General features: G+C 41.8%; 10 protein-coding genes and 1 other RNA gene. 8 read left to right on the forward strand and 3 right to left on the reverse strand.

Features of this window, described 5'->3' with window-relative positions; genetic code table 11:
• Window positions 1-8: 8 nt before the first annotated feature.
• Window positions 9-3221: a leucine--tRNA ligase gene (gene leuS / locus D0T57_RS12625; protein ID WP_163273852.1), complete on the reverse strand. Its 3213-nt coding sequence runs from the start codon at window positions 3219-3221 to the stop codon at window positions 9-11.
• 207 nt (window positions 3222-3428) lie between these two features.
• Here leuS and rlmB point away from each other — a divergent pair, with 207 nt between their 5' ends.
• A complete protein-coding gene (gene rlmB / locus D0T57_RS12630) occupies window positions 3429-4169 on the forward strand; it encodes a 23S rRNA (guanosine(2251)-2'-O)-methyltransferase RlmB (protein ID WP_163273853.1) in 741 nt (246 codons plus the stop codon).
• 130 nt (window positions 4170-4299) lie between these two features.
• Complete coding sequence (locus tag D0T57_RS12635) at window positions 4300-4593, forward strand: energy transducer TonB (RefSeq protein WP_163273854.1); 294 nt, start codon at window positions 4300-4302, stop codon at window positions 4591-4593.
• Window positions 4594-4737: 144 nt separating this feature from the next.
• Here the strand turns inward: D0T57_RS12635 and D0T57_RS12640 are convergent, their stop codons facing one another.
• Window positions 4738-5946 (reverse strand): ROK family protein, encoded by a 1209-nt coding sequence (locus D0T57_RS12640; RefSeq protein ID WP_163273855.1) that lies wholly within the window; start codon window positions 5944-5946, stop codon window positions 4738-4740.
• Window positions 5947-6441: 495 nt separating this feature from the next.
• On the opposite strand from D0T57_RS12640, the gene D0T57_RS12645 reads away from it, so the two are divergent.
• The 3 genes from D0T57_RS12645 (at window position 6442) to rnpB (ending at window position 9426) form a co-directional block, all read left to right on the forward strand.
• Complete coding sequence (locus D0T57_RS12645) at window positions 6442-6954, forward strand: S24 family peptidase (protein WP_163273856.1); 513 nt, start codon at window positions 6442-6444, stop codon at window positions 6952-6954.
• 556 nt (window positions 6955-7510) lie between these two features.
• Window positions 7511-8863, forward strand: coding sequence for a hypothetical protein (locus tag D0T57_RS12650; protein ID WP_163273857.1), 1353 nt, complete (start codon window positions 7511-7513; stop codon window positions 8861-8863).
• A gap of 205 nt (window positions 8864-9068) precedes the next feature.
• An RNA gene (rnpB, locus tag D0T57_RS12655) (RNase P RNA component class A) lies at window positions 9069-9426 on the forward strand.
• Window positions 9427-9428: 2 nt separating this feature from the next.
• Here rnpB and tsaB read toward each other — a convergent pair.
• On the reverse strand, window positions 9429-10133 hold the full coding sequence (tsaB, locus tag D0T57_RS12660) for a tRNA (adenosine(37)-N6)-threonylcarbamoyltransferase complex dimerization subunit type 1 TsaB (protein ID WP_163273858.1): 705 nt from the start codon (window positions 10131-10133) through the stop codon (window positions 9429-9431).
• A 127-nt stretch (window positions 10134-10260) separates the two neighbouring features.
• On the opposite strand from tsaB, the gene rnr reads away from it, so the two are divergent.
• The 3 genes from rnr (at window position 10261) to recG (ending at window position 15548) form a co-directional block, all read left to right on the forward strand.
• Window positions 10261-12417 carry a ribonuclease R gene (gene rnr, locus D0T57_RS12665; RefSeq protein ID WP_163273859.1) on the forward strand — a complete coding sequence of 719 codons (2157 nt, stop codon included), beginning with the start codon at window positions 10261-10263 and terminating at the stop codon, window positions 12415-12417.
• 100 nt (window positions 12418-12517) lie between these two features.
• Window positions 12518-13210, forward strand: coding sequence for an AIM24 family protein (locus D0T57_RS12670; RefSeq protein ID WP_163273860.1), 693 nt, complete (start codon window positions 12518-12520; stop codon window positions 13208-13210).
• Between the two features lie 241 nt (window positions 13211-13451).
• On the forward strand, window positions 13452-15548 hold the full coding sequence (gene recG, locus D0T57_RS12675) for an ATP-dependent DNA helicase RecG (protein ID WP_163273861.1): 2097 nt from the start codon (window positions 13452-13454) through the stop codon (window positions 15546-15548).
• Window positions 15549-15708: the final 160 nt, after the last annotated feature.

Here is a 15708-nt window from a genome sequence, read left to right on the forward strand (position 1 = left end):
GAGATGTATTAGAGAACTACATTTACCATTTTCTTAGGTACAAAGATAACCTTTTTAGGGGTTTTTCCGTCCAGCCATTTCTGAGCCGACTCGTGTGCCAATACAGTATCTTCCACCTCTTTAGGGGTGATGTTTGCAGGAAACTCTATTTCGAAACGCACTTTGCCGTTGAAGGCTATGCCATATTTGAAACTGTCTTCTGCAAGATATTCCTCGTTGAATGCAGGCCATTCGGCATCAAAGATTGAGCCTTTATTGCCTAAAGCGTGCCAAAGTTCTTCGGTAACGAATGGGGCAAATGGAGCTAGTACGATAAGTAGTTCCTGTAGTATGGCTTTCTTATTGCATTTTGCTGCTGTAAGTTCATTTACGCAGATCATAAATGCCGAGACAGACGTGTTGAAAGAGAAGGTCTCTATGTCGCCCGATACTTTCTTTATCAGCTTGTGTAGCGTCTTCAGTTCTTCTTTTGTAGGCTGCTCGTCTGTTACAGCAAAGTCTTCACCCTTGTAGAACAATCCCCACATTTTGCGAAGGAAGCGGTGTACCCCGTCTATACCATTAGTATCCCACGGTTTCGATTGTTCCAATGGTCCAAGGAACATTTCGTATATGCGAAGCGTATCAGCTCCGTATTTGTCGGCAATATCATCCGGATTTACAACATTGTGGTACGATTTCGACATTTTCTCTACAGTCCAGCCGCAGATGTATTTGCCGTCTTCGAGAATGAACTCAGCATTGGCATATTCCGGCCTCCAGGCCTTAAACTTGTCGATGTCGAGTATGTCATTGCTTACGATATTTACATCTACATGCAACTGGGTGGTTTCGTATTGGTCTTTCAGGTTGTACGAAACAAATTTATTCGTACCGTTTATCCGATACACAAAATTGCTCCGTCCCTGTATCATTCCCTGGTTAATCAGCTTCTTGAAAGGCTCTTCTTCGCACGAAACATTTATATCATATAAGAACTTGTCCCAGAAACGGCTGTATATCAAGTGCCCTGTAGCATGCTCCGTACCTCCTATATACAGGTCTACATTGCGCCAGTATTCATCTTTCTCCTTCGAAACCAGTTCCTTGTCATTGTACGGATCCATATAGTGAAGGTAGTAGGCTGACGAGCCTGCGAAGCCCGGCATGGTGTTAAGCTCTAATGGGAATATGGTTTTATTGTCGATTTTCGAATTGTCAACTACTACTTCGTTCACTGTATCCCATGCCCATTTCGTAGCGCGTCCCAATGGCGGTTCGCCCGTCTCTGTCGGCAGGTATTTGTCTACTTCCGGCAATTCCAACGGCAATTTATCTACAGGTAGCATATATGGCAATTCACCTTTATAGTAAACAGGGAAAGGCTCGCCCCAATAGCGTTGGCGCGAGAAGATGGCATCGCGCAGGCGGTAATTCACCTTGATGCGTCCCAGATCGTTTTCTTTTATGTATTGGCGCGCTTTTTCTATGGCATCTTTTACGGTTAATCCGTTGAGGAAACCGGAGTTCATCATAATTCCCTCTTTGGCATCGAAGCTTTCTTCCGATACATCGCAACCTTCTATCAGTGGGATGATAGGCAACCCGAAATGTTTGGCAAAAGCATAGTCGCGGCTGTCGTGTCCCGGTACTGCCATGATGGCTCCTGTTCCGTATCCGGCAAGCACGTAGTCCGATATCCAGATAGGCACTTCTTTACCATTGAATGGGTTGATGGCGTAAGAGCCTGTGAATACCCCCGACACTTTCTTGTCCATCAGGCGGTCGCGTTCGGTACGGCGTTTAGTAGCGGCAAGATATGCGTCTACCTCTTCTTTTTGATCGGCTTTAGTTACCTGTGCTACATATTCGCTTTCGGGAGCAAGCACCATAAATGTTACACCGAAGATGGTGTCGGGGCGGGTGGTGAAGATAACCACCTCCCCTAAATCCCCTCCAATAGAGGGGACTTTGGCTGAGCAAAATGATTCTATTTTGTTTAGAACTTCATCTGTGTTTACTATTACCTCTTCGTTTGTAAAGCGTAGGATAGAGTAACCAAGTTCTTCCAATGCTTTTGATCGTTGCTCGTCGTATTCTTTTTGAACTGGGTCGTTGTGATATTTCCCGTCTACTTCAATAATGAGCGACTTTTCAAAACATACGAAATCGACAATGAATTGTTCTATTAAATGTTGCCTTCTGAATTTATATCCGATGTTTTTATTTCTTAACATTTGCCAAAGGGCATTCTCGGCTTCAGTAGGGTTTTTCCTGTTTTCTTTTGCATTATCTATATTGGCGTTCCAATCCAATTTGTTTGTCGTGTGGTTGGGAGGTAACTCCGTTCCCCCTCTTTTGGAGGGGGCTAGGGGGAGGTGTATTTCAGCCCCTTCGCTACGTCCTATCCAGTTGCGTTGAGTTTCTTTAATAGATTCGCTCCAGTCTATTTTGTCCAATCCATCGAGCAGGCGTTGCGCATAAGCAGATACGCGAAGGCTCCATTGGCGCATCAGGCGTTGTTCTACGGGATGCCCTCCGCGTTCCGACAAGCCGTTGATAACCTCGTCGTTTGCCAATACTGTGCCAAGTTCCTGACACCAGTTTACGGTGGTTTCGCTACGGTAAGCTATGCGGTAGTTCAACAGGATTTCCTGTTTTTTCTCTTCGGAATACGCGTTCCATTCGTCGGCAGTAAATTCAAGTTCTTCGCTACAAGCGACGTTTATGCCTTCTGTGCCAACCTGGCTGAATGCCTCCACCAGTTCGCTTATCGGGCGGGCTTGCTGCTCATCGTAGCAGTAGTAACTGTTGAACATTTGGATGAAAGCCCATTGTGTCCATTTATAATAGCGTGGGTCGCAGGTTTGTATTTCCCTGTCCCAGTCGTACGAAAAACCTATCTTGTCGAGCTGCTCGCGGTAACGGGCGATGTTTTGCGCTGTAGTGATGGCAGGGTGCTGCCCTGTTTGTATAGCATACTGTTCGGCAGGCAGGCCATAAGCGTCATATCCCATCGGGTGAAGCACATTGAAGCCTTTCAGCCTTTTGTAGCGGGTGAAAATATCGGAGGCTATATATCCGAGCGGATGCCCTACATGCAAGCCCGCCCCCGAAGGGTAAGGAAACATGTCGAGGACGTAATATTTGGGTTTGTCTTTGTCTTCTCTAACCTTGTAAGTTTTGTTGTCTATCCAATACCGGTGCCAACGCTCTTCGATGTCCTTAAAGTTGTATTCCATAACAATGTGTATTGCGATTTTTTATTTAGCGCAAAGATAGTCAATTTCTTCAAGTAATAATGGGGTGCGTATTTATTTCGTGTTAAAGGTTTTGGCTGTCAAATAATTCTGAATAATAGGGCGGCATATTGCTTTCATATTCTCCATAGTTAGCGTATCTTTGCCCCTTGCGGATATAGGAAGATAGAACTAAAACAACAAATAATAATGAAGGAAAAAGAAATGATTTTCGGTATCAGGGCTGTGATAGAAGCCATAGAAGCCGGAAAAGAGATAGATAAAATAATAGTAAGGCGCGAATTGCAGGGCGATTTGTCGAAAGAATTGTTTGCTTTGGTCAAGTCTCACAATATTGTGGTGCAGCGCGTTCCTGCCGAACGGCTCGACCGTTTCACCCGCAAAAACCATCAGGGTGTGATAGCCTTCCTGTCTGCCATTACCTACGAGAAGATTGAAGATATTATCCCCTTCCTTTACGAAAACGGTAAAGACCCGTTTATCATTGTTCTGGATGGTATAACCGATGTGCGCAATTTCGGAGCCATTGCCCGCACCTGCGAAGTGGCCGGGGTGGATGCCATTGTGATACCTGCCAAGGGCAGTGTAACAGTCAACGCCGATGCAGTGAAAACATCGGCAGGGGCTTTGCTGAAAATTCCGGTGTGCAAGGAAGATAACCTGACCGATGCTATCCGTTTCCTGAAAAATAGCGGAATCAAAGTCGTTGCAGCTACCGAAAGAGGGGCAGAAGCTTATGCCAATGTAGATGTAAAAGGCCCTGTGGCTATCGTTATGGGTGCTGAAGATACGGGAGTGTCGAACGACAATCTGAGGATAGCCGATACCTTGGTGAAAATTCCACAATTCGGGACAATAGGGTCGCTCAATGTATCTGTTGCGGCAGGAGTGCTTATTTATGAAGTGATAAGGCAAAAAGGGTTGGCATAATGATGATACTATGAGCCTTATGAGGAATATCTGTCTGGCAGCTTTGTTATTTATTTTGTCAGGTCTTTCGGCTCAGGATTCATTGTCCTGTAAGGTAGATTCAGTGAAGCCATTTGTTGTTGTGGAGTAGATGCCTTCTTTTCCGGGTGGTGAAGGCGAGATGTTTAAGTTTTTTGCCGAAAATATGAAGTATCCGTCGATTACGGAAGAGGAGTTCCTTTGCTCTCGCTTTGTGGTTCGCTTTGTAGTTGGTGCAGATGGTTGTATCTCCGATATCCGGATGATCAGAGGGTGTTCCGATGCTGTGAATAAGGGTGTTGTAGATGTGATAAAGAAAATGCCGAAGTGGATTCCCGGCAAGCAGAATGGGCTGAACGTGGCTGTATATTATACATTTGCACCACATATAGATATAAAGAGGTAGCGATGAGAAGTTGGTATTTGTGTTTTCCGTTATTGTTTTCTGCCTTCCTTTTTTCCCAGGAGGGAGATAAGCCCATTAAGATTTCGGGAAAGGAGTGCTGTTTTCGATGTAATAATCTGAATTTGAGCCAATCTGCCCAATTGTTTATATATTCTTTAGAAAATTATGTTGTGAAAGCAGGCATGCTCCTATGACCCCCGATTTTTCTTTCAGCTTCGATAGGGTTATCGTAGAGTCTTTGTTTACCAGATTCAGAGAATACTTTTTTATTGCACTATAGAAAGGCAAGAGGATATAATCCTCAGCCATAGATAATACTCCTCCCAAAATAACGATATCAGGATTAAATAGGTTGATAAGAGCAGATATGCTTTTCCCTAGTTTATTGCCAATTTCTTCTACAATCTCAATGGCAAGCATGTCTTCTTTTTTGATAGCCTCTATTATGTTCTCCAGAGTTATGTTTTTATTAGCCTCTATGTCTTTCGACAAGACAGAGGATTCTCCGTTCAGGCAACGCTCTACAAAAATACGATGCATTGCCAGACCCGACGCTTCTGTTTCCAGACATCCTTTTTTTCCGCAATGGCATAATATTTCGTTGTCAAATACACTTGTATGACCGTATTCTCCGGAAAAGCCGGACTTTCCGTAATATAATTTACCATCTATTATGATTCCAACGGCAAGCCCCCAACTTATATTAACAAAAAGCACATCCTTGTTGTCGCTGTAATTTCCCGTCATATACTCTCCGTAAGTCATAGCCCGGGTATCATTATCAATCGATACACTACACCCGATTTTGCTGCTGATTACTTCCGTCAATGGCCTTTCGTCGAAATAAAAGATACTATAACTATAGCCGGTTTGTGGATTTACCCGTCCAGAGATATTAATCTGAACATTAAGTATCTTCCCTTTTTCTATCGAAGAACGATTTATGAAGTCGACTATAATATCGCATAATTTATCCAGATCGCTGCTAGTATTTCCTATTATTACCGGAATGTTCATTTCCAGTTTTACAACTTCTCCTTTGAAATCGATGAGGCCGATGTTTATCGAGGAGTTCTTCATGTCTACTCCAATAAAATAACCCGATATCGGATTTAGCCCATAAATATTGGGGCGACGCCCTCCGGTAGTTTCTATTTTTCCGTAATCTACAACAAAGCCATCTTCACATAGCTCAACTATAAGCTTAGTCATAGTAGGAACGCTCAGGTCGAAAACCTTTGCAATATCTGCGATTGTTGAGTCTCCATTGGTGATATAATGACTTATTATCTTTTTTTTAATAATGCCATTTTTCGAACCTCGCTCTATATCTTTAAAGAATTTTTTATGCATGGGTCTGTTTTGTATAAAATTTATCGATATGCAAATATAAACAAAATAAAATTACGAATGCACGCCTTTTTGCTGATGTTTTTAATATATGGCTGTGCTGTCGAAATTTGTCCGCCTTGTCTCATTATGTAGTAATTTCCGCAGAAGGCTTGGAATTGCAATCTATAAATAATTTAATATTTGATTTTTTATTATTTATATTTTTTCTTAAATAAGTTTGTGTTTTAAAAATATATTAATAATTTAGCGGCGTGAATATTTCATTTTAATAACTGTTGTTTATATTTTAAACCTGTTGGAGTGAGATGTAGAACAAATAATACCTGAAAAACAACAAAAACAAATAATAAGCAGATTTAATAACTATGAAAAGTAATGTGAACATAAGCTATATGAGCTTTTTGGCAGTTATAGCCGCACTGGGAGGCTATCTGTTTGGCTACTGTATAATATCCGCAGCTTAATATTAGCTGGTTAATAACTGGTACTGGCGATATGCTTAACGAGCAAGATGAGTATAAAAATGAGTCCAGCACGTCGGAAGAAAAAGGACAAAAGCCTCATTATGAAGATACAAATTACAAGCCTCGACCTTATATAGATGCTTTTTATGGAGCTTTGGGAGTCCCTAACGGCTTTACATTAGCCGTCAGAGCTGATGAGTGTGAGCAAATATCAATACCTTTTATTAGTAATTATGATTTTTCTATAAAGGGGCGGGGTGATAGTATGATAAATCGTAAAAACCCTGATAGGAGTATTTGCGACGGCGACCTGATAGCGTGCCGAATTTGGACGAGTCGTTCTTATATTCAGTGGGGGCAAGTCTACGCCCTGGCAACCTCTCAGGGGGTTGTAATTAAACAAATAAAGGAGTCTGAAAAGGAGGGTTATATCAAATGCGTTTCTTTCAATGAGGAGGACGGTTACACGCCTTACGATATACCAGTCGAGGAGATATACGACTGGGCGCTCGTTGTTTCGGTTACTCATACGGCAAAATGGTAATGTTATTCATAAAAACAATATAACAGATTGGCTAATAGCTACTTGATTTAAATTATGTATTTATTTTTGTGGCTTTATGGGGTCTTTTAATCTTCGTTTTTTGTGTTTTAGATATACTATTTTGCTTTTATGTATATTTTTGAATGATAAAAAAAGCCAGTTTTTGCCCCCCCTATTGCCCCCGCAAAGGCATAAAAGAGCAAAAAAGCGGGTTTTCGAGCTCTCATTCAATCACCGTTTAAATGCTATTTAAGCCCATTTTTAATGGCTATTATTTACATGCTGTTTAAGCCTTAAATCTGCATTTTAAACACGTTTAGCGGGGGTACTTAACAAAAAAGAGGCGTTTAAGCCTCCTTTTCACCTGGGCACTTAACACCCAGTTAACATGTAATTCGCATTTTGCGTTTTTCTTTTTATTACGTTCTATCTGCTTTTTACCTCTTAATCCCTTATGTATAAACAGTTTCAAACATTTTTATAGTTCGGCGCTTTTGCGTTTTTCTTTTTTACCCCCGTAGATACAGATCTACTAAAGGAGGATTACTTAGATGCGTTGAACGAAAACGGGATTAGTGTATGGCTGATGCTGCTTGGAAACTGTTTCTATGAACCGACTTTGCTGCCACAGGAATGGGCGATGGAATTCCTAACTCCTTACCCCGGTCTCTATTTCTATTCTTTTCATAATGACGATTTTGTCAACTGGCAGGTTGAACGGGTAAAAAGAATTATGCGGAACTACGATTTTGTTGGAATAGAATTTGCCGAATCGTATTTTCCAGAATGGAAGACGATCGACAATAACGGGTTTTATGGTGATGTAAGCTTATATGCACGGCAAAAGTTTATCCATGAATACCTGAATCAGCCAAATAGCGAAGTGCCTGATTTTGCATCCATTAGGTCAAATCCCGAATTGTATGAGAAATGGCAGGATTTCAGGGTCGATGCAGTTCTCAATTTCAATATGCAAATAAAGAATGCAGTAAAAGAGACTAACCCAGCCACATTATTCGCATCATGGGGTATGGGGATCAGAAGTGGCACACTAGATGAGATAAGAGAACACTTTGGGTTGGACATGATAAGGATTGCAGAAGAAGTTAACCCAGATGTTTTCTTCATCCAGACAGCGTCGCAAGACTGGAGCGATGACCTATTGGCTCCTGATTATCTTAATGAATATTCATATATAGTAAATGGCATAAGGGCAGTCGAGCCCGATATCGCATTAGGCATTCAGGCGGATATCGCATCCCTGTCTTACGGAAATAGCAGTGCGCCGAAAAGAACACCGGAATGGTGGCTGAATTTTATGGATTTGTCGCTTCAGGCAGGATATTATACTAATACCTCATATGAATACGCTTTCTCAAAGAAGCAGAATATATGGATCGATAGTAATATAAACTACAGCAGACCATGCACAATATACAAAGAAGCATCAACACTTTCCGGTATTATTGCCGAAAATGAAATACCTCTGGGCTTTATCAAAGACAGTAATGATGGGTGGCAGTGCGTATACACAAGATATGGCTTGGGATGGATTAATATGAGCGAAGGTTATTACTCTATAAAGACTCCCGTAGATGCATATGCGTCTCCATCGTTCTACAGTAATATGCAGCCTCATGCTTTTGCTCCGCAAAACGTTATCGTAATCGATCGCCAGGGTGAAGACTGGATAAAGATACTTACCGCATCTCCATACAAATGGATTTATATCAATTCTCCAAACTATTATTATATAGATTTTCAGGTAAAAGCTTATAGACAGGCGGAAGTTTCTTCCGAGTATTATACTTTCGACCCTCAATTATTTGTAATTATTGACCGGAGACCCGGTAACTGGATAAAGATACAGACAGCATCTGAATACAGATGGATACAAGTATCAGTCTAAAACTCCTTGAGGCTTTTAATCCGTTTTTTTTTGTTCTAAATTTAATGTGAGTTCGATGTAATATCTAAATGCTATTATGTCGAACCCACATTATTATTTTAATGAATTTCGATATAATTCAAACAGTTACTTAGACATTATTTTAAAAGAAGATGCTCCCAAAGTCCGAAAGGGATATTAATTTATACTATCTTTGTCCCCGATTGTAGCAGGCCGGTTTGTCGCTGGCTGCCTTTAGGCAGAAAGAGGAAAGTCCGGGCAACACAGGGCATCGTACTTCTTAATGGGAAGCTGTCTGCGAGGGCAGAGTTTAAGGTAGCAGAAAATAACCGCCTCAGGGTAAGGGTGAAAAGGTGGGGTAAGAGCCTACCGGTCTGTATGGTGACGTACAGAGCCGTACCACTTGCGAGTTGTAAGACCATGTATACCGGCGCATGTAGGGCTGCCCGCCCGATGCCGGGGGGTAGGTCGCTAGAGCCATCCGGTGACGGCTGGCGTAGATAAATGGCAAACGCCCTGCTTCGTGCAGGGAACAGAACCCGGCTTACAGGCTTGCTGCAATTATTTATTTGTTGCCGGGCAATACCTTGTTTTTGGGAACAGTGGCAACGAATTCTTTGAGGTAGAATGGCTCGAAATAGGCCACATCGGCAAAAGCCTTACCCTGATAGGCTTCTTCTGCCAGTGTAAACATGTTGGTCGCCTGTGGATATATACCCTCTACGAAAATTGCATTGTGGTGATGCAGTACTTCCTTACATTTTCCTGCTCCGTTGCCGAAGAAAATCATCTTGTTGTCAACCAGTAGATTACTAAATGAGTTTTCGTCTATAATATCGGCGGTTACAGGACGTACTTCTTCCATCCTGCCGTCGAAGACAGTATCGTAGACCTCCATCCTGCGTGCATCTATCATTGGGCAGAGGAGGGTATTAGTATCAATGGCTTGCGTGGCAAGTAGGCCTGAGGCCATTATGGTGAGTGTGTTTATCGCTATCAGCGGTATGCCAAGCCCATAGCATAATCCTTTGGCTTCGGACACGCCGATCCTGAGCCCTGTGTACGAACCGGGACCGCAACTTACGGCTACGGCATCGAGGGTAATGTTTTGCGACCGGAGGTATTGCATAGCTTCTTCGACGAATACGCCGAGCAGAACGGCATGCGAAGGGCCTTTAGTCTCTTCTTTGGCAAAGATGATTTTGCCGTCGTGGGATATGGCTACGGAACAGACTTCGGTTGCTGTCTCTATATTTAATATACAAGGCATTGCTATTGGTTTTAGTCAGAGAACAAAATTACACAATTTTCTTGCATATGGAGCATTTGCTGTAGTAGGATTGATTCTTTTTTGTACATTTGAGGTATGCAAGATTTAAATTATTAAAGTATAATATATGAGCAAAAAGAAAATGACTCACAAAACAGATAAACGAAAGACAAAGAATGATATAACGAATATTGTAATTAACTTTTTTAACAGCAATTCGGATAAGTCATTCAATTATAAGCAGGTTGCCGAGAAGCTCGGTTTTAAGAAACCTGCCGAGAAACAGGTCGTAAACAATATTTTGTTCGACTTGGTAGAAGATGCTTTTATTATAGAAACCTCGCGAGGTAAGTTTAAATCAAACAATCGCGGGCTTTTTCTCGAAGGCATATTTGAGAGGCGAAGCAACGGAAAGAACTTCTTTGTGGCAGATGACGATGCCGAAGAATCGCATATCTTCGTCGCAGAGCGCAATTCGGCTCATGCTATGGGCGGCGACCGCGTAAAGGTGCAGATGCTTGCAAAACGTAAAGGTCGTGATCCGGAGGCAGAGGTTATCGAAATATTGGAACGTAAGCAAAACCGGTTTGTAGGGACACTCGATGTGCAAAAGCAATTTGCCTTTCTGGTGATGGATAGTAAGATGCTGGCAAACGATATCTTTATACCAAAAGAGAAGTTGAAAGGCGGAAAAGATGGGGATAAAGCCCTTGTTGAGATTGTAGAATGGCCGCAACGGGCAAAGAACCCGATAGGCAAAGTAATAGATATACTTGGACAAACCGGGCAGAATGATACCGAAATGAACGCTATCCTTGCCGAGTATGGCTTGCCTTATAAATATCCGGAAAAGGTAGAAGCAGCAGCTAATAAAATATCGGACGAAATAACAGCCGAAGAGGTGGCCAAACGTGAGGATATGAGAAATGTCACCACCTTTACCATCGACCCGCGTGATGCAAAAGACTTTGACGATGCCTTATCTGTCAGGCAGCTTAAAAACGGAAACTGGGAGATAGGCGTACATATTGCCGACGTGACGCACTATGTAGAAGAAGGGGATATAGTAGACAAAGAAGGCGAAAGCCGTGCTACATCTATCTATCTTGTCGACCGGACAATCCCAATGTTGCCCGAACGTATAAGTAATAATCTATGCTCGTTGCGTCCGAATGAAGACAAGCTTTGTTACTCTGTGGTTTTCGAAATGGACGATAATGCCAATATCAAGAAGCACCGCATTGTTCGCACAGTAATACATTCCGACAGGCGTTTTACTTACGAAGAGGCTCAGGATATAATAGAAACAGGCGAGGGCGATTTCAAAGAGGAGGTGCTGAAGCTTAATGAACTTGCCAAGAAGTTGAGAGGCAAACGATTCGAAAGTGGAGCAATAGCTTTCGACCGTCACGAAGTAAGATTCGAAATAGACGAAACCGGGAAACCGATAAGCGTATATTTCAAGTATGCTAAAGAAGCGAATAAACTGATAGAAGAGTTTATGCTTCTAGCCAACCGTACAGTGGCCGAATTTATAGGCAATGTGCCAAAAAGTAAAAAGGCTAAGACATTTGTCTATCGTATCCACGATTTGCCGAATAGCGAAAAGATGGAGAACCTTTCGGAATTTATTCGTCGTTTTGGTTATAAGATAAAAGTCGACGGTTCTAAAACGGCAGTCTCCAAAGCCATAAACCATTTATTGGACGAAGTAAATGGCAAACCGGAAGAAAATCTGATTTCTACCATTGCCATTCGCGCTATGGCAAAGGCCGTATATTCTACCGTCAATATAGGGCACTACGGGCTGGCTTTTGAGTATTATACGCACTTTACATCTCCTATCCGCCGATATCCCGATATGATGGTTCACCGCTTACTTACCCGTTATCTCGATGGCGGACGTAGCGTAAACAAGCTGGTTTATGAAGGGAAATGTAAGCATAGTTCCGATATGGAGCAATTGGCAGCAAGTGCCGAACGTGCATCTATCAAGTATAAACAAGTAGAGTTTATGTCCGATAAACTAGGGCAAGTGTTTGATGCTGTCATTTCCGGAATTACGGAATGGGGGCTATATGCTGAGATCAACGAAAACAAATGTGAGGGAATGGTGCCTATTCGCGATTTGGATGACGATTTCTACGAATTTGATGAAAAAAACTACTGTTTGCGCGGACGCCGTACCAAGCGTACATATAGCTTGGGCGATGCACTTAAAATAAAAGTGGCAAGGGCAAATCTCGAACGTAAGCAGTTAGACTTTGCTTTGGTTGAAGATTGATAAAACCGGAACATTTTTTCTTTCAATTTAATAGAAAAAGTACTACTTTAGCGGGCTAAAAGAGAAAATCATATTCACGAATAATAAAAACTTTACAATTATGAATCAGTATTCAATTAAAGCACTTATTGAAGAAACAGCGCAAGACGAGTCGAAAAAAGATTTCTTCCAATTGGAAGGACCTTATATGCTTGAGCTAAATGTTGACAATCAGACCGTGATGGTTAAAAAAGGAGCGATGGTAGCATATACCGGAAATATTAAGTTCGAACGCGAAGGTATGCTTAGCAAAGGTATCGGAAACCTCCTTAAGAAAACAGTATCGGGCGAAGGTACTACTATGATGAAAACAACAGGAACAGGACGCGTATATGTTGCCGATGTGGCAAAAAGGGTACGTGTATTGTATCTCGAAAACGAAAAAATAGTAGTTAATGGCAATGATATATTGGCACACGAAGACTCTGTGAAGTCTGATATCAAGATGATGAAGAGTGTAGCCGGAATGATGGGCGGTGGACTTTTTCAGGCTCAACTTAGCGGAACAGGTCATGTAGCTATTACCACTCATGGCAATCCTATGACACTGTTGGTTAAGCCGGGGCAACCTGTATTTACCGACCCTAATGCCACAGTAGCTTGGTCTGGCAGCCTGGTTCCTACAATGAAAACAGATATTTCCCTCAAGACTCTCATCGGTAGAGGCAGCGGCGAAAGCTTCCAAATGAAATTTGAAGGAGAAGGTTGGGTGATCGTTCAGCCATGCGAAGAAGTTTACGGAACACAACAATAAACTGTGATCAAATACACTATAAGATGAAGGTGTCCCCAAAGTAAAAAAGGACACCTTCTTTGTGTTTCTGTAGAGAAGTGTTCAAAAAGTGATTAGATGCGAAGCCGCTCATTTTTAGACAGAAGGGAGCATACAAAAGTATGTGACCGATGGCTAATAAATGAAGCAATGAAGATATAAATGCCGGGAAATATCAAACAAATTGAATAACTTTATCATTTAATTATCTATAAGAAGTAAGATTGTGGATTATACACAAACCGATATTAAATACCTGGCAGGAGTAGGGCCTAAAAAAGCAGAAATACTGAATAAGGAAATTAATGTTTATTCGGTAGAAGATTTACTCTACTATTTTCCCTACAAATATATAGACCGCAGCCGTATATATTATATACACGAGATAGACGGGAATATGCCCTATATTCAATTGAAAGGACGTATTACCGCATTCGAAACTTTCGGAGAAGGGCGAAAAAGGCGTCTGGTTGCGCATTTTTCCGATGGTACAGGTTTTATAGATCTTGTATGGTTTCAGGGAGCAAAATTTATAGAAGATAAATACAGGGTTGGTTTCCCGTATATAATATTTGGCAAACCGACAATTTTTGGAGATAAATTCAATATAGCCCATCCCGATATTGATCCTTATATCAACGAGGAAGAGCGGCCGACGGGCTTGATGCCTTATTACAATACGACAGAGAAAATGAAAAACCATTATCTGAACTCGAAAGCGATTCAGAAAATTATGATGGCTGCATTTTCATCCGCTGTGCGAAACATAACAGAAACATTGCCGGAAGGAGTTTTGTCGGAAGGCAGGCTAATGGATCTGAAGCAGGCTTTACGGAATGTCCATTTTCCGGAGAATACGGCACTGCTGAGGGAAGCCCAGTTCCGTCTTAAGTTCGAAGAATTGTTTTATATACAATTAAATATATTAAGATATACAGCCGAGCGGAAATCCAAACTCAAAGGTTTCGTGTTTGCTAAAGTCGGAGATTATCTAAACTCTTTTTACGAAAAGAATCTACCTTTCCCGCTCACAGGAGCACAAAAACGTATAATAAAAGAAATCCGGGCAGATATGGCAACCGGCGAGCAGATGAACCGGTTGTTGCAGGGAGATGTCGGTAGCGGGAAAACGCTGGTTGCCCTCATGCTGATGCTGATAACTCTCGATAACGGCTTTCAGGCAGCAATGATGGCGCCTACCGAAATATTAGCCACACAGCATTATTATACAATAGTAGAAATGTTGGAAGGACTCAATGTTAATGTCGAACTTCTTACAGGCTCTACCCGAAAAAAAGACAGGGAACGGATTCATCAGGGATTGCTGACCGGGGAAGTACATATACTTATTGGAACACATGCGCTGATAGAAGATACAGTGCAGTTCTCAAATCTGGGATTGGTCGTTATAGACGAACAGCATCGCTTCGGAGTCGCTCAACGTGCCAAATTGTGGACGAAGAATACCAATCCGCCCCATATATTGGTGATGACGGCAACCCCCATTCCCCGCACTTTGGCGATGACGGTATATGGAGATTTAGATGTATCAGTTATTGACGAATTGCCTCCCGGCCGCAAACCAATACAAACAATACACCAATACGACAAGAAAAGAGGAACACTCTATGCTTCCATACACAAGCAGTTGCAAGAAGGGCGGCAGGTATATATTGTATATCCATTGATAGAAGAGAGTGAAAAATTAGACCTGAAAAATCTCGAAGAAGGTTTTATCCATATACAAGAAGCATTTCCTGAATATACGGTCTGCAAGGTTCATGGGAAAATGAAGCCAAAGGAAAAGGATGAAGAGATGCAACGTTTTGTGAGAAATGAAGCTCAAATAATGGTGGCAACCACAGTTATCGAAGTGGGAGTTAATGTGCCGAATGCGTCTGTAATGGTTATTGAATCGGCACAACGGTTCGGATTATCGCAACTTCATCAGTTGCGGGGGCGGGTAGGGCGTGGAGCCGACCAGTCTTATTGCATATTAGTCACCCCTTATGAATTATCGGCCGATACTCGCAAGCGTATTGATATTATGGTAGAGAGCAACGATGGGTTCGAAATAGCGGAAGCTGATCTCAAGTTGCGAGGTCCGGGAGATTTAGAGGGGACTCAGCAGAGTGGGATTCCATTCAATTTGCGCATAGCCGACCTGGTTCGCGATAGCGATATTTTGAAAAAAGCTCGCGAAGTAGCTGAAAAAATTATCGAAAAAGATCCGGAATTATCAAAACTTGAGAACAAAATACTGCAACAGCAATTAAGAAGATTAGGGGGGAATCGTTATAATTGGGGATTGATTAGTTGAAAGCCTTGAAAAAATATGTTGAAAAACATATTTTTATACTTTGATATTTAGCCTGTTACCGATTTCCCTTAAAAAACTTCAAAAAAAAGATTGTGAATAATTTGTATTGTAAGGAATGATTTTCTACTTTTGTACCCGCTTTGGAACTGGAGCGAACAAC

It is taken from the genome of Dysgonomonas sp. 511 (assembly GCF_010501105.1).
GTDB lineage: Bacteria > Bacteroidota > Bacteroidia > Bacteroidales > Dysgonomonadaceae > Dysgonomonas.